The organism is Streptomyces sp. NPDC004284, assembly GCF_042874035.1.
GTDB lineage: Bacteria > Actinomycetota > Actinomycetes > Streptomycetales > Streptomycetaceae > Streptomyces.
On sequence record NZ_JBIAMJ010000001.1, the window covers coordinates 947,522 to 965,877 of the forward strand.

14 protein-coding genes are annotated in these 18,356 nt (G+C 71.1%); 6 read left to right on the plus strand and 8 right to left on the minus strand.

What is annotated here, in order from left to right; translation table 11 throughout:
* Window positions 1-105 precede the first annotated feature (105 nt).
* The 3 genes from ACFYUS_RS04360 (at window position 106) to ACFYUS_RS04370 (ending at window position 4,374) form a co-directional block, all read left to right on the plus strand.
* Complete coding sequence (locus ACFYUS_RS04360; RefSeq protein ID WP_388845986.1) at window positions 106-2,427, plus strand: polysaccharide lyase 8 family protein; 2,322 nt, start codon at window positions 106-108, stop codon at window positions 2,425-2,427.
* 154 nt (window positions 2,428-2,581) lie between these two features.
* A complete protein-coding gene (locus ACFYUS_RS04365; RefSeq protein ID WP_388845611.1) occupies window positions 2,582-4,165 on the plus strand; it encodes an acyl-CoA carboxylase subunit beta in 1,584 nt (527 codons plus the stop codon).
* 14 nt (window positions 4,166-4,179) lie between these two features.
* On the plus strand, window positions 4,180-4,374 hold the full coding sequence (locus tag ACFYUS_RS04370; protein WP_388845614.1) for an acyl-CoA carboxylase subunit epsilon: 195 nt from the start codon (window positions 4,180-4,182) through the stop codon (window positions 4,372-4,374).
* 150 nt (window positions 4,375-4,524) lie between these two features.
* Here the strand turns inward: ACFYUS_RS04370 and ACFYUS_RS04375 are convergent, their stop codons facing one another.
* The 8 genes from ACFYUS_RS04375 to ACFYUS_RS04410 form a co-directional block, all read right to left on the minus strand.
* On the minus strand, window positions 4,525-5,106 hold the full coding sequence (locus tag ACFYUS_RS04375; protein ID WP_073912790.1) for an ATP/GTP-binding protein: 582 nt from the start codon (window positions 5,104-5,106) through the stop codon (window positions 4,525-4,527).
* Entirely contained in the window at window positions 5,087-5,620 is a 534-nt protein-coding gene (locus ACFYUS_RS04380) for a DUF742 domain-containing protein (protein WP_388845617.1), read from the minus strand. Before ACFYUS_RS04380 ends, ACFYUS_RS04375 begins: the two co-directional genes overlap by 20 nt.
* Before the next feature lie 92 nt (window positions 5,621-5,712).
* Window positions 5,713-6,126 carry a roadblock/LC7 domain-containing protein gene (locus ACFYUS_RS04385; RefSeq protein ID WP_026057603.1) on the minus strand — a complete coding sequence of 138 codons (414 nt, stop codon included), beginning with the start codon at window positions 6,124-6,126 and terminating at the stop codon, window positions 5,713-5,715.
* Between the two features lie 7 nt (window positions 6,127-6,133).
* Window positions 6,134-9,406 (minus strand): nitrate- and nitrite sensing domain-containing protein, encoded by a 3,273-nt coding sequence (locus ACFYUS_RS04390; RefSeq protein ID WP_388845620.1) that lies wholly within the window; start codon window positions 9,404-9,406, stop codon window positions 6,134-6,136.
* A 355-nt stretch (window positions 9,407-9,761) separates the two neighbouring features.
* Window positions 9,762-10,343, minus strand: coding sequence for an ATP/GTP-binding protein (locus ACFYUS_RS04395; RefSeq protein ID WP_116158662.1), 582 nt, complete (start codon window positions 10,341-10,343; stop codon window positions 9,762-9,764).
* Window positions 10,324-10,728: a DUF742 domain-containing protein gene (locus tag ACFYUS_RS04400; protein ID WP_017235980.1), complete on the minus strand. Its 405-nt coding sequence runs from the start codon at window positions 10,726-10,728 to the stop codon at window positions 10,324-10,326. Before ACFYUS_RS04400 ends, ACFYUS_RS04395 begins: the two co-directional genes overlap by 20 nt.
* Before the next feature lie 158 nt (window positions 10,729-10,886).
* On the minus strand, window positions 10,887-11,300 hold the full coding sequence (locus ACFYUS_RS04405; RefSeq protein ID WP_015036421.1) for a roadblock/LC7 domain-containing protein: 414 nt from the start codon (window positions 11,298-11,300) through the stop codon (window positions 10,887-10,889).
* A gap of 9 nt (window positions 11,301-11,309) precedes the next feature.
* A complete protein-coding gene (locus tag ACFYUS_RS04410) occupies window positions 11,310-15,170 on the minus strand; it encodes a nitrate- and nitrite sensing domain-containing protein (protein WP_388845623.1) in 3,861 nt (1,286 codons plus the stop codon).
* Between the two features lie 568 nt (window positions 15,171-15,738).
* On the opposite strand from ACFYUS_RS04410, the gene ACFYUS_RS04415 reads away from it, so the two are divergent.
* From ACFYUS_RS04415 to gltX, 3 genes are all read left to right on the plus strand, one after another.
* On the plus strand, window positions 15,739-15,942 hold the full coding sequence (locus ACFYUS_RS04415) for a hypothetical protein (RefSeq protein WP_388845626.1): 204 nt from the start codon (window positions 15,739-15,741) through the stop codon (window positions 15,940-15,942).
* A 108-nt stretch (window positions 15,943-16,050) separates the two neighbouring features.
* Complete coding sequence (locus ACFYUS_RS04420) at window positions 16,051-16,836, plus strand: fumarylacetoacetate hydrolase family protein (protein ID WP_024755926.1); 786 nt, start codon at window positions 16,051-16,053, stop codon at window positions 16,834-16,836.
* Window positions 16,829-18,304 carry a glutamate--tRNA ligase gene (gltX, locus tag ACFYUS_RS04425; protein WP_388845629.1) on the plus strand — a complete coding sequence of 492 codons (1,476 nt, stop codon included), beginning with the start codon at window positions 16,829-16,831 and terminating at the stop codon, window positions 18,302-18,304. Before ACFYUS_RS04420 ends, gltX begins: the two co-directional genes overlap by 8 nt.
* Window positions 18,305-18,356 lie beyond the last annotated feature (52 nt).

The window sequence follows — 18,356 nt, forward strand, 5'->3', positions numbered from 1 at the left end:
GCCCGGCAAGCGCTTGCTGCCGTGCTCATTGATTGCGTCGGAAACAGGGTGTTACACCGGGCGCCGACCGGTCTCCACCACTTCCCCCGGGAGGCTCCCGTGTCCCTGCCCCTCTGGTCCCGCCGCACCTTCCTGAGCACGACGACAGCGGCAGCTCTCACGCTCGCCCTCGCCCCGCAGGCCCACGCGGCCGGCCCGGCCGACGAGTTCGAGGCGCTGCGGCTCCGCTGGCTCGACCTCCAGCTCGGCTCCGGCTTCGACGCCGGGGCCGAGCCCTACGCCGGCAGGCTCGCCGAGACGGGCACGCTCGCGCGTGGCTTCCGCGCGAGCATGGCCACCACCCCCGCCTCGCTCTGGCCCGACGCCCCCTTCGACCCGCCGGCCGGCATCACCCAGAGCTACAGCCGCCTGTGGACCATGACCCAGGCGTACGCGCAGCCCGGCACCGGCCTCACCGGCGACGAGACCCTGCTCGCCGACGTGCTGCGCGGCCTCGACCACCTCTCCGCCACGGTCTACCGGGCGGGCGCTCCGCGCTACGGCAACTGGTGGGAGTGGCAGATCGGCAGCCCCCGCCTCCTCATGGACATCACGGCCGCGCTCCACCCCCGCCTCGGCGCCGAGCGCATCGCCGCCGCCTGCGCCGCCGTCGACCACTTCGTGCCCGACTCGGTCCTGACGAACTACTCCGGCACCTCCACCGGCGCCAACCGCGTCGACCTCTGCCGCTCCGTCGCCCTGCGCGGGGTCCTCGGCGCGAACCCCGCCAAGATCGCCCTCGCCCGCGACGCCCTCTCGCCCGTCTTCCCGTACGTCACCCAGGGCGACGGCCTCTACGCCGACGGCTCGTTCGTCCAGCACACCTGGGTCGCCTACTCCGGTACCTACGGACAGGTCATGCTCGACGGCCTCGGCCGCCTCTTCACCCTCCTCGCCGGCTCCAGCTGGGCCGTCACCGACCCCGACCGGCAGATCGTCCTCGACAGCGTCGAGAAGGCCTACGCGCCCCTCATCTACGACGGCCTGATGATGGACAGCGTCAACGGGCGGGCCGTCAGCCGCGGCTACCTCAAGAACGACGACCGCCGGATCATGCGCTCCGACCACTTCCACGGTCAGGGCGTCATCGCGGCCATGACCCTCCTCGCGGGCGGGGCGTCCGCCGCCGAGCGCGACCGGTGGCACGCGCGCGTGAAGGGGTGGATCGAGCGCGACACCGTCTCCCCGGTCCTCGCCGCCCGCCAGTTCGGCGTCGCCGACCTCGCCCGGCTGCACGCCGTGGCCGCGTCCCCCGTCCCCGCCGCCCCCGAACCGACCGGGCACCGGCTCTTCGCGTCCATGGACCGGGCCGTCCACCGCCGCCCCGGCTGGGCCGCGAACATCGCGATGGCCTCGAACCGGATCGCGTACTACGAGTGCGGCAACGGCGAGAACCCGCGCGGCTGGCACACCGGCGCCGGGATGCTCTCCTGGTGGACCCCGGGCCTCGGCGACCAGTACACCGACTGGTTCTGGCCCACCGTCGACCCGTACCGCCTGCCCGGCACCACCGTCTCCACCAAGCGCCTCGCCGACCGGGCGGGCGGCGAGTGGGGCGCGTCCCGGCCGGCCGTCCGCTGGGTCGGCGGGGCCACCGACGGCGAGTACGCGGCCGTCGGGCAGCACCTCAAGGGCCTCGGCTCCACCCTGGAGGCCCGCAAGTCCTGGTTCTGCGCGGCGGACGCGGTCATCTGCCTGGGGGCCGGGATCACCGCGACCGACGGCGTGCCCGTCGAGACGGTCGTCGACAACCGCCTCCTGGGGGAGGAGGGCACCCAGGCCTTCACCACCGGCGACGGCTGGGCCCATCTGGAGGGCCACGGCGGCTGGGTCTTCCCGGCGGGCGCCGAGAACCTCCGCACCCTCCGCGAGGACCGCACCGGAGCCTGGAGCGACATCAACACCACCAGCTCGACCGAGCGCCGCACCCGCCGTTACCAGACCCTCTGGCTGGACCACGGCACCGATCCGGCCGCCGCCTCGTACGCGTACCTCCTGATGCCGGGCGCCACGCCGCGCACGCTCGCGGACCGCGCCGCCGACCCCGGCTGGCTGCACGTTCTCGACAACACCGCCGAGCGGCAGGCGATCGCCGTCCCCTCCCTCGGGCTGACCGCCGCGAACCTCTGGCGGCCCGGTACGGTGGGACCCCTCACGGTCACCGCGCCCGCGAGCGTCCTCGTCCGCCGCCGCCGCTCGGTCCTCGACCTGAGGGTCTCCGAGCCGCTCCGCACCGGGCAGCCGCTGGAGCTGATCTGGAACCTTCCGGTCCGCCGGGTGGTCCGCCACGACCCCTCCGTGGAGGTCCTCGCCACCGGGTCCGCGCTGCGGCTGCGGATCACCCCGGGTACCGGCGGCGCGACCCACGGTTGCGAGGCGCTCCTCTAGTCCCCATGTCAGAACCCTACAAACACGGGGGGTGTCTGGCTGTTGACTCGGGCTGCACGGGCGAGGGTTCTGTGCAGCCCCACCAGGATTCGACACGCGAGACTGTACGGAGTCGACGGCGGGGTTTTCTTGTGTGACTTCGTAGGGTCGGTACATGACCGTTGTGGACCAGATCCCGAGCGAGCCCGCTGACGCCCGAGGCCGAGTGGCCGAGCTGCACGTCCTGCGCGAGCAGGCCATGCGCGGCCCGAGTGAGCGGGCCACCGAGGCCCAGCACGCCAAGGGCAAGCTGACCGCCCGCGAGCGCATCGAGCTGCTGCTCGACGCTGGTTCCTTCAACGAGGTCGAGCAGCTGCGCCGGCACCGCGCGCAGGGCTTCGGCCTGGAGGCCAAGAAGCCCTACACCGACGGTGTCATCACCGGCTGGGGCACGGTCGAGGGCCGCACGGTCTTCGTCTACGCACACGACTTCCGGATCTTCGGCGGCGCCCTCGGCGAGGCCCACGCCACCAAGATCCACAAGATCATGGACATGGCCATCGCGGCCGGTGCCCCGCTGGTCTCCCTGAACGACGGCGCCGGCGCCCGCATCCAGGAGGGCGTCTCCGCCCTCGCCGGCTACGGCGGCATCTTCCAGCGCAACACCAAGGCCTCGGGCGTCATCCCGCAGATCTCCGTGATGCTCGGCCCGTGCGCCGGCGGCGCGGCCTACAGCCCCGCGCTGACCGACTTCGTCTTCATGGTCCGCGAGACCTCGCAGATGTTCATCACCGGCCCGGACGTCGTCAAGGCGGTCACCGGCGAGGAGATCACCCAGAACGGCCTCGGCGGCGCCGACGTGCACGCCGAGACCTCCGGCGTCGCGCACTTCGCGTACGACGACGAGGAGACCTGCATCGCCGAGGTGCGCTACCTCCTGTCGATGCTCCCGCAGAACAACCGCGAGAACCCGCCCACCGTCGCCTCCGAGGACCCGGCCGACCGCCGCTCCGACGTCCTCCTCGACCTCGTGCCCGCCGACGGCAACCGCCCGTACGACATGCACAAGGTCATCGAGGAGCTCGTCGACGAGGGCGACTACCTGGAGATCCACGAGCGCTGGGCCCGCAACATCATCTGCGCCCTGGCCCGGCTCGACGGCCAGGTCGTCGGCATCGTCGCCAACCAGCCCCAGTCGCTGGCCGGCGTCCTCGACATCGAGGCCTCCGAGAAGGCGGCCCGCTTCGTGCAGATGTGCGACGCCTTCAACATCCCGATCATCACCCTTCTGGACGTACCCGGCTTCCTGCCCGGCGTCGACCAGGAGCACGGTGGAATCATCAGGCACGGCGCGAAGCTCCTGTACGCGTACTGCAACGCGACCGTGCCCCGGATCTCCCTGATCCTGCGCAAGGCCTACGGCGGCGCCTACATCGTGATGGACTCCCAGTCCATCGGCGCCGACCTGACGTACGCCTGGCCCACCAACGAAATCGCGGTCATGGGCGCCGAAGGCGCCGCCAACGTCATCTTCCGCAAGCAGATCGCGGAGGCCGAGGACCCCGAGGCCATGCGGGCCCGCATGGTCAAGGAGTACAAGGCCGAGCTGATGCACCCGTACTACGCGGCGGAGCGCGGCCTGGTCGACGACGTCATCGACCCCGCCGACACCCGCCAGGTGCTCATCAGGTCCCTCGCGATGCTCCGCACCAAGCACGCCGACCTGCCGTCCCGCAAGCACGGCAACCCGCCTCAGTAAGAGGAGTCATCCACGTGACCACCCCCGCCAACCTTCTCCGCGTCGAGAAGGGCACCGCCGACCCCGAGGAGCTCGCCGCCATCACCGCGGTGCTGCTCGCCCGCGCGGCCTCCCAGCCCGCCGAGACCGCCGCGCACGGCCGCACCACGGCCGGCTGGCGCCGCCTGGAGCGCGAGCACGGCTTCCGCGCGCCCCACAGCTGGCGCTGACGCGTCGTACGAGAGGCCCCGCACCGATCACGGTGCGGGGCCTCTTCGCATCGCGTCGCACCCCTTCGCGTCTCTTCGCACCCCTTCGCAACCCAAGAGGCCCCGCACCGTTTCCGGTGCGGGGCCTCTTGCCGTGCGTCCGTCAGGGACTTACCGCAGGCGCGCCATGAGCGCGTGCTCGACGAGGGTGATGAGCGCGCTCTTGGCGTCCGCGCGGTGGCGGGCGTCGGTGGTGATGATGGGGGTGTCGGGGCCGATCTGGAGGGCCTCGCGGACCTCTTCCGGCTGGTAGGGCTGGGCTCCGTCGAAGCCGTTGAGGGCGATGACGAACGGCAGGCCGCTGTTCTCGAAGTAGTCGACGGCGGGGAAGCAGTCGGCGAGGCGGCGGGTGTCGACCAGCACGACGGCGCCGATGGCGCCGCGGACCAGGTCGTCCCACATGAACCAGAAGCGGTCCTGACCGGGCGTACCGAAGAGGTACAGGATCAGGTCCTGGTCCAGGGTGATGCGGCCGAAGTCCATGGCGACGGTCGTCGTCTTCTTGTCGCCGGTGTGGGTGAGGTCGTCGATGCCCGCGGAGGCGGACGTCATGACGGCTTCGGTACGCAGCGGGTTGATCTCCGAGACGGCGCCGACGAACGTGGTCTTGCCCACGCCGAAGCCGCCCGCCACCACGATCTTCGCGCTGGTGGTTGAACGGGCCGCGCCGCCGCTAGAGCTTGCGAAGTCCACTGAGCACCCTTTCGAGCAGTGTCACGTCTGGCTGACCGCCGGCGGCCTCGTCGCCGCCGGGCTGGTGGATGGCGACGAGTCCGGCCTCGGCCAGGTCGGCGACGAGGATTCGGGCGACGCCGAGGGGAATGGAGAGAAGTGCCGAGATCTCCGCGACCGACTTGATCTCGAAGCAGAGCCGGCAGATCCGCTGGTGCTCGGGCAACTGCCCCTGCAGCCGGGCGGGATCGGCCGTCGTACTGACCAGCGCCTCGATGGCGAGCTGGTAGCGCGGCCGGGTCCGGCCGCCGGTCATCGCGTACGGACGCACCAGCGGGTTGTGCCCGCCGGAACCGCCCGCGGCGGCCGGCGATCCCGCGGCCGACGACGGGACCTGAGGCTGCGCGTAGGGCTGAGACACGCCCTGTCTGCTCGGGGCGGAGGGAAAGTTGTACCGGTTGTGCGCGGCGTCGCCCAGTGGCGCCTGGTGCGCGTCATAACCGTTGTAAGGGCTCCCGCCCGGGGGTGTACCCACGTCTCCTCCTCCGACTGCCTCGCGGTCCATGTCCCTTGGACCCGCGCCACCGCACCCTACGGTGCGGTGGCGCGAAACGCACTGTCTGTCTGTTAGTTGAGCAGACTTCCCTGAAGTTCCGCCCGGAGGTCAGGCGTCAGGACCGTGCCCGCGCGGTCCACGAGCAGGGCCATCTCGTAGCCCACGAGACCGATGTCGGCCTCCGGGTGGGCGAGCACGGCCAGCGAGGAGCCGTCCGAGATCGACATGATGAAGAGGAAGCCGCGCTCCATCTCCACCACGGTCTGGTTGACCGCACCGCCCTCGAAGATCCGGGACGCGCCCGCGGTCAGCGAGGTCAGTCCGGAGGCGACGGCCGCCAGCTGGTCGGCGCGGTCACGGGGGAACCCCTCGGACATCGCCAGCAGGAGTCCGTCGGCGGAGACCACCACCGTGTGGGACACCCCGGGGGTGTTGTCCACGAAGTTGGTGATCAACCAGTTCAGATTCTGCGCCGCCTGGCTCATGCTCACACTAACGCTCCTGGTTGTAGGTACTGCCCGGGCCGAGGCCCGATCCGTTCGTGTCCGTTCCCGCGTTGCGTCCCTGCTGGACGCCCCGGCGCAGGTTGCTCAACCTGCCCCGCACGTCCTCGGGTGCGCGGGAGACCTGGGGGCCGCCCTGCGGGGTCTGCTCTGCCGTGCCCTCGACCAGGTTGGCCTTCGGGACCCGGCGGGGGAGACCGGACGAGGTGACCCCGCCCGCCTTGGGGTCCTTGAGCTTCCCGGCCCGCTGCCAGCGCTCGTCGTTGGTCGAGCGCCATGCGTCGGAGCCGTCGGCTTCGTCCTGCTGCACCGGCTGCACCGGCTGCACCGGCTGTGCGGGCTTCTGCTGCTGCGGCGCCTGCGGCGGCACCTGCTGCGTCTGCGGGCCGACGCTGCCGCGGCGCGGCAGACCGGCGTCGGTCAGCACGTGTCCGGTGTCCGGGGTGTGACTCTGGGTCGGACCCGGACGGTCGAAGCCTACGCGGTCGGGGGCCTCTTCGGGAGCGCTCGGAGCAGATTCCGATTCCGCTCCGAGGTCCTGCCCGTAGCCGCCCTGGTAAGCGCTCTGATCGGTCCACTCTGCCTGGTGGGGCTGGGGATCGAACGCATTGCCGTACTGCTGGTGTTCGGTTTCCGGGGTCTCGTACGAAGCTTCCGCATAGCCCTGCTGCGGGTAGGCCTCGTAACCCTGCTGGGGGTACGCGTAGCCGTCCTGCTGCGGGTAGCCGGCCGCGTACTCCTGGCCGTACTCCTGGGCCTGCCGGGGCTGCTCGTACTCCTGCGCCGGGTACTGCTCCGCCGGGTACTCCTGGGCCTGCGGCTGCTCGTACTCCTGGCCCTGGTCGTACACGTACTCCTGGCCGTACCGCTCCGCCGGCTCCGCCTCGTCGCGGAAGAGCGGACGGTCGTCGCCCTGCGCCTGGGCCTCCAGGGCGGCGCGCCGCCCCTCGCGCTGGAGCGAGCGGTTGACCGGGTCGAGCTCGCGCCCCTCCTCGGCCGGCTGCTCGTAGCGGGAGTCGTCGAAGCCGAGGTCGGCCGCGGTGAGCATCGGCTGCGGCGCCGTCGCCTCGAAGGCGTTCGGCTGCGGCTGCTGCTGCTGCGGAATGATCTGCGAGACGGTGAAGTCGTCCTGGAGCGGCTGCTCGCCGCCACCGCCGTGCGTGATCGCGTCCGGCAGCATGATGAGCGAGGTCGTACCGGCCTGCTCGCCCGAGGGGCGGAGCTGGACCCGGATGCCGTGCCGGTCGGCGAGGCGGCCGACCACGAAGAGGCCCATGCGCTGCGAGACGGCGGCGTCCACGGTCGGCGGGTTGGCCAGCTTGTGGTTGATGTCCGCGAAGTCCTCGGCGGTGAGGCCGATGCCCTTGTCGTGGATCTCGACCATCACGCGGCCGTCGGGCAGACGCGTCGCGGTGACGCGGACCTTGGTCTGCGGGGAGGAGAACGTGGTGGCGTTCTCCAGGAGCTCGGCCAGCAGGTGCACGAGGTCGGTCACGGCCTGGCCGTGGATCTCGGCCTCCGGCACGCCCGCCAGCTCGATGCGCTCGTACTGCTCCACCTCGGAGGAGGCGGCGCGCAGGACGTCGACCAGCGGGACCGGCTGGTCCCAGCGGCGGCCCGGCTCCTCGCCGGCGAGGACGAGGAGGTTCTCGCCGTTGCGGCGCATGCGGGTGGCCAGGTGGTCCAGGCGGAAGAGGTTCTCCAGCTGGTCCGGGTCGGCCTCGTTGTTCTCCAGGTCGGTGATGAGGGTCAGCTGGCCCTCGATCAGCGACTGGTTGCGGCGCGAGAGGTTGGTGAAGATCGCGTTGACGTTGCCGCGGAGCATGGCCTGCTCGGCGGCGAGCCGGACGGCCTCGCGGTGGACCTGGTCGAAGGCGCGGGCGACCTCGCCGATCTCGTCCTGCGAGTCGATCGGGATGGGCTGGACGCGGGTGTCGACCCGGCCCGGCTCCGTACGGGAGAGCTGGTCGACGAGCATCGGCAGGCGCTGCTCGGCGATGCCGAAGGCGGCGGCCCGCAGCTCGCGCATCGAGCGGCTCATCTGGCGGGCCATCATCCCGGCCAGGATGAAGGCGGCGAGCAGGGCGACGACGACGATGCCACCGTTGACCCAGGCGTCCGTCTTGGCCCCGTCGGAGATGTCGGCGGCCTCGGTCACGGCCTTGTCGACGAGGGTCTTCTCGACCTCGCTGTAGCCGTCGAACTTGGCGGTGGCGACGGCCATCCAGGTCTCGGGCGTGATGCCCTTGCCCTTCAGCTCCGCGATGCCCTCGGAACTCTTGGCGGTGCCGATCTGGGAGGCCACGCCCGAGTAGACGGAGCCGTCCTTGCCCTTGGGGAGCTCGACGCCGGCCGCGGCCATCTTCTTCTCGCCGTCGGCGGCCTTGCCGGCCATGACCTTCTTGAGCAGGTCGACGTCCTCGGGCAGACCGCCGGAGCTGTACTCGCCGAGGGCGATCTGCTCCAGGTAGTTGTACGAGTTGAACGCCACGGACTGCTGGGCGAAGACGGCCTCGTCGTGGCTGGGCCGGACCAGGAGCTGGGTGCCGATGGAGCGCTGGAGGGACTCCGCGGCCTTCGCCAGCTGGACCGCGTAGACGGTGCGGCCGTAGCTGGTGATGTTGCCGGTGCCGAGCCCGAGCTCGTTGGAGAACTCCATGAGGTAGTGCTGCACGCCCGTGTAGCCGAGCTGCGTGTTCACCGGGTCGAGGGAGCGGGTGTACGCCGCCTTGCGCAGCGTCTCCAGCTTCGGCTCCTCGTCCTGGAACAGCCGCAGGCGGCGCTCCAGGCCCTGGCCCGACGGCATGTTCTGGACGGCCTGGTCGAACTTCGCCTTGGCGGCGTCCGTCGCGGCGTACGCCCGCTGGACCTCGTCGGCCTTGCGGTCCTCGGGGTTCTTCGCGGCGAGCAGGGGGCCGGCGGTGAGGTCGCGCTCGTTGAGGAGGGCGGTGCTGTACTCCGAGGCGGCGCGCACGATGAGCGCCGTCTTCTCGGCGTCCTGCGCCTCCTGCCAGGTGTCGATCGCTCCCTTGACCTGGAAGCCGCCCATGACGAGGCCGACCAGCACGGGTATGAGGAGGATCGCGTTCAGCCTGGTCGGCACCCGCCAGTTGCGGGGCGAAAGCTTGCTGGAGCTTCCCTTGGGCGCCTCGGTGGGGAGCGGCGTGACGGGCACGTCCGCGGGCGACACCGCTGTACGCGACGGCGGCGTGAAGTTGCCCCGCGTCTCCTGCTCCGCGGAGCCTTCCTTGCTTCGCCTCACTCGACCAACAACCTCTCGGCGTCGGCACCTACGTTGTGCCGGTGTTTCGTTCAGGGCCGTACTACTCGGGAGTTCATGAATTGCAGCACGTGAAGGGGGTCCGTTCCAAACAGTGGGAAAGGGCCTCTTTCAGTGGTCCAGGCCTCACCTAAAACGGGCATAAAGAGCGAGCCCCGCCAAATGGCGGGGCTCATGTGAGCGCAGTGACACCGATCGGATGCGTCGGGTGTCCGGGGCGCCCCAATTCTCTTTCGAAACGTTATGAACGCGAGGGCGGCCGTGTCGAAGGACACAGACCGCCCCTGGCAGGGGCATATGACAACTGCCCTGGCCCCTTGCGCTACTTGGGCCGCGCCTACTTGAGCCGCGCCATGAGCGCGTGCTCGACGAGTGTGATGAGCGCGCTCTTGGCGTCCGCGCGGTGGCGGGCGTCGGTGGTGATGATGGGGGTGTCGGGGCCGATCTGGAGGGCCTCGCGGACCTCTTCCGGCTGGTAGGGCTGGTTGCCGTCGAAGCCGTTGAGGGCGATGACGAACGGCAGGCCGCTGTTCTCGAAGTAGTCGACGGCGGGGAAGCAGTCGGCGAGGCGGCGGGTGTCGACCAGCACGACGGCGCCGATGGCGCCGCGGACCAGGTCGTCCCACATGAACCAGAAGCGGTCCTGACCGGGCGTACCGAAGAGGTACAGGATCAGGTCCTGGTCCAGGGTGATGCGGCCGAAGTCCATGGCGACGGTCGTCGTCGTCTTGCCGCCGGTGTGCGTCAGATCGTCGATGCCGGCCGACGCGGACGTCATGACGGCTTCGGTACGCAGCGGGTTGATCTCCGAGACGGCGCCGACGAACGTGGTCTTGCCCACGCCGAAGCCGCCCGCCACCACGATCTTCGCGCTGGTGGTCGATCTGGCAGCGCCGCCGCTAGAGCTTGCGAAGTCCACTGAGCACCCTTTCGAGCAGTGTCACGTCCGGCGTGCCGCCGGTCTCTCCGTTGCCCGGCTGGTGGATCGCCACCATGCCGGCCTCCGCCAGGTCGGCCACGAGGATCCGGGCGACACCGAGCGGCATCGACAGGAGGGCCGACACCTCGGCCACCGACTTGACCTCACGGCAGAGGTGGCAGATCCGCTGGTGCTCCGGCAGGAGCGTGGCGAGGTGAGCCGGGTCGGCCGTGGTGCTGACCAGCGCCTCGATGGCGAGCTGGTAGCGCGGCCGGGTCCGGCCGCCGGTCATCGCGTACGGACGAACCAGCGGCTGGTCGCCCTCATGTCCGTATTCGTCGACTGAGGCGCCGTACGGATCGTGAGAGGCGGGGGGCGGGGTCATGAATCCTCCGGGCGTGACAGCAAGACTTCTGCCGTCTGATGGGGCCGGTGGGGGGCCGGGTGGGGCGGCCGGACGGTGAACGGTACCCAGGGCGGTACGGAGGGGCGTACCGCCCTGTCGGTCGGTCGATGCGGTGGGATGTCCGGTGAACGTGACCGCTAGTGGAGCAGGCTGCCCTGGAGCTCCGCACGGAGATCCGGGGTGAGGACGCTGCCGGCCCGGTCGACCAGCAGCGCCATCTCGTAGCCCACGAGGCCGATGTCGCACTCGGGGTGGGCGAGCACGGCCAGCGAGGAACCGTCGGAGACCTGCATGAGGAAGAGGAAGCCGCGCTCCATCTCCACCACGGTCTGCGCGACGGGTCCGCCCTCGAAGATCCGGGACGCGCCCGCGGTCAGCGAGGTCAGTCCGGATGCGACCGCCGCCAGCTGGTCGGCGCGGTCGCGGGGGAATCCTTCGGACATGGCCAGCAGGAGTCCGTCGGCGGAGACCACCACCGTGTGGGACACCCCGGGGGTGTTGTCCACGAAGTTGGTGATCAACCAGTTCAGATTCTGCGCCGCCTGGCTCATCGCGTTCAACTAACGCTCCTGCTGATGGTTCGGACCGAGGCGGTGGCTACCCGTGGTCGAGTTGCCGGCCTGACGGCCCTGCTGAATGCCGCGGCGCAGATTGGTGAGCCGGCCGCGGACGTCGTCGGGTGCACGCGAGACCTGGGGGCCGGCCGTGTGGGCCTGCTCCTGTGCGGTCCCGGGTACGAGGTTGGCCTTCGGCACACGGCGCGGAAGACCGGAGGTGGTGACGCCGCCGGCCGCGGGCTTGCGCACCCGCTCCGCCTGGCGCACCAGCTCGTCGTTGGGCGAGGTCCGCCAGGCGGCCCCGTTGTTCTGGCGGCCGTCGGCGGCCGGGTCACCGGCCGGACGGGGCGCCGGAGCGGACGGCTGCGACACGACCGGGGTCGGCATCGTCTGCGTCAGGTCCACCTGCTGCGGAGCCTGCTGCGCCTGCTCCTGCGGGTACCAGTTGGTCTCCAGGTTGTCGTACAGCGGGGTACGGGCCTCACCCGCGCCACCGGCCGGCGGCAGCGCCTCCGGACGGCGCGGCTGCTGGAGCTGCGGCTGCGGCTGCGGCTGCTGCGGCTGCCGGCGGACCGGCTCGGCCGGACGCGGGGCGCCGAAGTCGTCGTTGGTCCGCTGACGCGGCGCCGGCGGCTGGGCCTGCGGGGCCTGCTGCTGAGCCTGCGGTACGAAGGGCTGGCGGCCGAACTGCTGCTGCTGACCGCCCTGGTACGCCTGCGGGGCCTGGGGCTGCGGGGCCTGCTGCTGGGGCATGCCCTGGTGCTGCGGCTGCTGCGGGGCGCCGAAGTCCGGGCGCGGGAACTGGCCCGTGGAACCGGGACCCTGCGGGGCACCGAAGTCGGGGCGCGGGAACTGCGCCGTCGACGTCGGGTCCTGCATGCCGCCCTGGTACCCCTGCGGGGCCTGGTGCTGCTGGGGCATGCCCTGGTGCTGCGGCTGCTGCTGCGGGGCACCGAAGTCCGGGCGCGGGAACTGGCCCGTGGAACCGGGACCCTGCGGGGCCGCCGGCCCACCGAACAGGCCCGCCGACTCCGGCTCCTCGTGACCGCGCGGGGCGTCCAGCGGGGACATCTCCTGCTGCGGGCGCCGGACCGGCTGCTGCTGCGGGTCGTTGCCCCAGCTCGCGGCCTGCGGGCGCTGCTGCTGGGGGGCGCCCCCGGGCAGCTCGGCGCGCGGGAAGTCGTAACCGCCCTGCGGGGCCTGCTGCTGCGGCTGCTGCTGCGGCGCGGCGGGCCCGGACTGGTTGCCCCACACGTCCGTGCGGGACGGGATGGCGCTCGCGGCGCCGCCGATGAGGCCGCTCCCGCCGGGGCCCGGACGCAGCGCCTCGGGCGCCTGCGGGGCCTGGGGGACCTGCGGCAGCTGGCCGGTCTGCTCCAGCTGGGCGTTCTGCGGCTGCGGGGTGCGGGGCTGCGGCGCGCCCTGCGGGCCGCCGGCGAGCGGGGCACCGTCACGGGCGGGCAGCGCGGCCCGGGGACCGCTCGCGCCGACCTGACCGCGCGCCGCACCGGCACCGGCGGCGAGACGGCCGGCCGCCGAGGACGGGGCACCGCCCTGGCCCGGACGTCCGCCGGGGCCACCGGCCGCGCCGGGACCGCCGGGGAGACGGCCGCCGGGGGCGGAGGCACCCTGCGGCATCGCGCCCTGGCCGCCCTGGCCCGGCTTGGGCATGGGCTTCTTGCCGCCCTGGGCGACGTCGACGGGGAGCATGACGAGCGCGGTGGTGCCGCCCGAGTCGGACGGGCGCAGCTGGATCCGGATGCCGTGTCGCAGGGACAGGCGGCCGACCACGAACAGACCCATGCGGCGGGAGACCGAGACGTCCACGGTGGGCGGCGAGGCGAGCCGCTCGTTGATCGCGGCGAGGTCCTCGGGGGAGAGGCCGATGCCGGTGTCGTGGATCTCGACGAGCACGCGGCCGTCGGGCAGCGCGTGACCGGTGACCCGGACCTTGGTCTGCGGGGAGGAGAACGAGGTGGCGTTCTCCAGCAGCTCGGCGAGGAGGTGCACGAGGTCGTTGACGACCCGGCCGGCGACCTCGGTCGCCGGGACCGCGGCCAGTTCGATGCGCTCGTACTGCTCCACCTCGGAGGCGGCGGCACGGAGGACGTCGACCAGCGGGACCGGGCGGGTCCAGCGGCGGCCGGGCTCCTCGCCCGCGAGGACGAGGAGGTTCTCACCGTTACGGCGCATGCGCGTCGCGAGGTGGTCGAGCTTGAAGAGGGAGGAGAGCTGGTCGGGGTCGGCCTCGCGGGACTCCAGCTCGGAGATGAGCGAGAGCTGACGCTGGATGAGGCCCTGGGAACGGCGCGAGAGGTTGGTGAACATCGCGTTGACGTTGCCCCGGAGGAGGGCCTGCTCGGCGGCGAGGCGGACGGCCTCGCGGTGCACGTCGTCGAAGGCCGCGGCCACCTGGCCGATCTCGTCCCGGGAGTGCACACCGACGGACTCGACGGAGGTGTCGACGTCCTGCGGGTCGGACTCGGAGAGCTGCTTGACGAGCTCGGGCAGGCGGTCCTGGGCGACCTTGGTCGCGGTGTCCTGGAGTCGCCGCAGCGACCGGATCATGGACCGGGCCACGACGAACGCGCCGATGAGCGAGACGCCGAGGACGAGGAGGATCAGGGCACCGTTGATGATGGCGTCGCGCTGCGACTCCTGCTTCAGCTCACGGGCCATCGTCTCCATGTCACCGAGCAGACCGAGCTCGATGCGGTTCATGGCGGCGATCTTGGTGTTGTACTCGTCGGTGAAGTTCAGGTGGCCGCGGCGCACGCCCGTGGCCATCGCGTCGTCCGAGTTCAGCACGCGCTCGGCGTACTTGTTGGCGGCGTTGATCGACGGGTCGCCGCTGTTCAGGGTCTCGGTCTTCTCGGCGGCGTCGCCGCCGGTCGACTCGTAGATCGCCTGGAACGACTTGAGCTCGACGCCCTCACTGTTGAGGGCGGCCTCGCCGTAGAGGCGGTCACCCTGCTGGAGGTGGCCGGCGGTCCGGTCGCTCTGGGGGAGTGCGGCCGCGATGATCGCCTGCTGGATGGAGGCGTACTCCTTGGCGGACGAGAACGCGGCGAGCGCGCGGGTCCGCTTGATCATCTCGGGGTTGCTGGTCGCCTGCGCCATGTCCTGGGACAGGCTGAGGAGCGAGCGGACGAGGCGGCTGTACGCCTCGACCGTCACCGAGTGGGACACGCCCTTCTCGTAGGCGCTGCTCCGGATGGCGTGGAGCTCGGTGACCTGCGAGGCGATCTGGCTGACGTTCTGGCGGATGCTGCGCAGCGCCTCGTCGCCGTCGGTGGTCGGGATCTCGTTGGTGGCGTCGAGGAAGGCCTTGTACTCGCGGTCCGTCTTGCGGCGCGGGTTGGCGACCTGGTAGTCGCTGACCGGGCGGCCGTTGGCCAGCGGGCCGGCGGACAGGTCGCGCTCGGCCTGGAGGGCCTGCGCGAGACCGGTGGCCTCTCGGGTCAGCTTGGTGAGCAGCTGCATGTGGTCGAGCTGCTCCATGTCCTGGAGCGAGTCGCTGATGCGGATGCCGCCCAGGGTGGTCGCCGCGACCACGGGGAGGGTGAGGAGCGCGACGAGGCGCGTGGAGATGCGCCAGTTGCGCAGGGCTATTCGCGGGCCGACCTCGTTCTCGGGCCGGGCCTTGGGGGCAGCGGCGGTCGGCTCGGCGGACTTGGCCGCGGCGCTCGCGCGCCTGCCGCCGTCACCGCCCTCGCCGGACGGTCCCTGACCCTGGTTCGGGGTGTGCGAGGCCGAGGGACCGCGGTCGGTCCCGGCACGCGGTTCCTGCTCCGCCGGAGCATCCGCTCGGCCCTGGCGGGCCTGGGAAGACCCCGAGCCATCCCTCTTGAAACGTCCCTGCACTAGCGTCGCAACCTCTGGACCAGGCGTCCTTCCGGGTGAACGGAGAGGACGGTGTCGGTGTCGATCAGGGTGCGTGGAGCACCCCAGGTGGTCGTCGGTGACCGGCGCAGTTCCCCCTTCCCCGCCACTCGGCCGGCGCTGCGTTGCGCCCCCTGCGCGCCGGCTTGAAACCCGCGGCGGTGCGTGGAATTCCAGCACAGTGCCGGATCTCCAACAAGGGCCGCGTGTCGTGGCGAGAGGGGTATGACAAAGCGTGCACGACGTGTCACCCCATGTAGAAGATGATCACGGAGGATTCGGACTTATCCGGCCCAATGGCCGGGCATCCCCGTGTGTCCCAGTCGCCATGATCAGGAGCGGAATAGCTCGTTCAGTGAGGGAATGTCCCTTTCGGTGACCACTGGTGGCAGTCCGTAATGCCCGTAATGTGATGCGCGTGGTGAGCAAACTCACACCCGAATCGGTGTCTCAGCCATGCATTCGAAGGGAATCGCATGTTTAGCCTGACGCTTTACACCCCTTCGCGCCCGTTCGGGCGCCCGTACCGGAACAAGGTCTGATCACCGCGATGAAGACGACGACGCTCCGCAAGACGGCCAACCCCCGCCGTTCCACCCTCGTGCACCTCTCGGACGCCGCAGAGCTCGGCCGGGGCGCCCAGCCGGAGTACGCGGTCGAGCTGCCGGGCAACACGGCCAACCCGCGCCGCACCATCCTGATGCAGGCCCCCGCCCCGTACGAGCCCCAGCCGTACGCCACCGCCACGCGCTAGTCCCTCCGGCCGCATCAGCGCCGGTGATATCGCCGGTCGGCCGCCCCTCGTCGCGTTAGCCTGGAGCGTCAGACTCCAGCCAGTACCAAGTGAGGGGCGACAGCACTCGTGCGCATCGCCAGATTCTCCATCGACGGCAATGTGGCCTTCGGCGCGGTCGAGGGCGAGGGAACCGTCGAGTCCGGCGGCCTCGTCCTCGACATCATCAAGGGCATCCCGTACACCGACTTCGAGCTCAGCGGCACCAAGGTCCCGCTGAGCAAGGTACGGCTCCTGCCGCCCGTGCTCCCCAACAAGGTCGTGGCCATCGGCCGCAACTACGCCGAGCACGCCGCCGAACTCGGCAACGAGGTCCCCGACGTCCCCGTCGCCTTCTTCAAGCCCACCACCTCGGTGATCGGCTCCGGCGACGCCATCGAGTACCCCTCCTTCTCCAACGAGCTGCACCACGAGGCCGAACTGGCCGTGGTCATCGGCCGCATGTGCCGCGAGGTGCCCCGCGAGCGCGTGAAGGACGTCATCTTCGGCTACACCTGCGCCAATGACGTCACCGCCCGCGACGCCCAGCAGCGCGAGAAGCAGTGGGCCCGCGCCAAGGGCTTCGACACCTCCTGCCCCCTGGGGCCCTGGGTGGAGACCGACCTCGACCCGAGCGACCTGACCATCCAGGCCACGGTCAACGGCGAACAACGCCAGCTGGGTCGGACGAGCGACATGATCCGCTCCATCGAGGACCTGGTCGTCCACATCACCGAGGCCATGACGCTGCTCCCCGGCGACGTCATCCTCACCGGCACCCCCGCCGGGGTCGGCCCCCTCAACGTCGGCGACGAGGTCGCCGTCACCATCGAAGGCATCGGCACTCTCACCAACAAGGTGATCAAGCGTGGCTAACGCGAACATCCGCGTCCGTTTCTGTCCCTCCCCGACCGGCAACCCCCACGTGGGCCTGGTCCGCACGGCCCTCTTCAACTGGGCCTTCGCCCGGCACAACCAGGCCACCATGGTCTTCCGCATCGAGGACACCGACGCGGCCCGCGACTCCGAGGAGTCGTACAACCAGCTGCTCGACTCCCTCAAGTGGCTCGGCCTCGACTGGGACGAGGGCCCGGAGGTCGGCGGCCCCCACGCCCCGTACCGCCAGTCGCAGCGGATGGACATCTACAAGGACGTCGCCGACAAGCTGCTCGCCGGCGGGTACGCGTACCCCTGCTACTGCACCACCGAGGAGCTCGACGAGCGCCGCGAGGCCGCCCGCGCCGCCGGCCGCCCCTCCGGCTACGACGGCCACTGCCGCGACCTCACCGCCGAGCAGAAGGCGGCGTACGAGGCCGAGGGCCGCGCGTCGATCGTCCGCTTCCGGATGCCCGACGAGACGATCACCTTCACCGACCTGGTCCGCGGCGAGCTGACCTTCACCCCGGAGAACGTGCCGGACTACGGCATCCTCCGGGCCAACGGCGCCCCGCTCTACACGCTCGTCAACCCGGTCGACGACGCCCTCATGGAGATCACCCACGTCCTGCGCGGCGAGGACCTGCTCTCCTCCACCCCCCGCCAGATCGCGCTCTACAAGGCGCTGATCGAGCTCGGCGTCGCCAAGGAGATCCCCTCCTTCGGCCACCTGCCGTACGTGATGGGCGAGGGCAACAAGAAGCTCTCCAAGCGCGACCCGCAGGCCTCCCTCAACCTCTACCGGGAGCGCGGCTTCCTCCCCGAGGGCCTCCTGAACTACCTGTCGCTCCTCGGCTGGTCCTTCTCGGCCGACCAGGACATCTTCACCATCCCCGAGATGGTGTCGAAGTTCGACATCGCCGACGTCAACGCCAACCCGGCGCGCTTCGACCTCAAGAAGGCCGAGTCGATCAACGCCGACCACATCCGCATGCTGGACGTGAAGGCCTTCACCGAGGCCTGCGAGCCCTGGCTCCGCGCCCCGCACGCCGACTGGGCGCCCGAGGACTTCGACCGGGCCGCCTGGGAGCGGATCGCCCCGCACGCCCAGACCCGCCTGACCGTCCTCTCGGACATCACGGCGAACGTGGACTTCCTCTTCCTGAAGGAGCCGGTCTTCGACCAGGCTTCGTGGGACAAGGCCATGAAGGGCGAGCCCGCGGCCCTCCTGACCACCGCCCGCGAGAAGCTGGAGTCGGCCGACTGGAGCGACCCCGAGTCCCTCAAGAACGCCGTCCTGGCCGCCGGCGAGGCCCACGGCCTCAAGCTCGGCAAGGCCCAGGCCCCGGTCCGCGTCGCCGTCACCGGCCGCACGGTCGGCCTGCCGCTCTTCGAGTCCCTGGAGATCCTGGGCAAGGAGAAGACCCTGGCCCGCATCGACGCGACCCTGGCGAAGCTCGCCGGCTGATCCGCGCCGTACCCGTCGGTACCCCCGTCCCGCGCCCGGGACGGGGGTACCG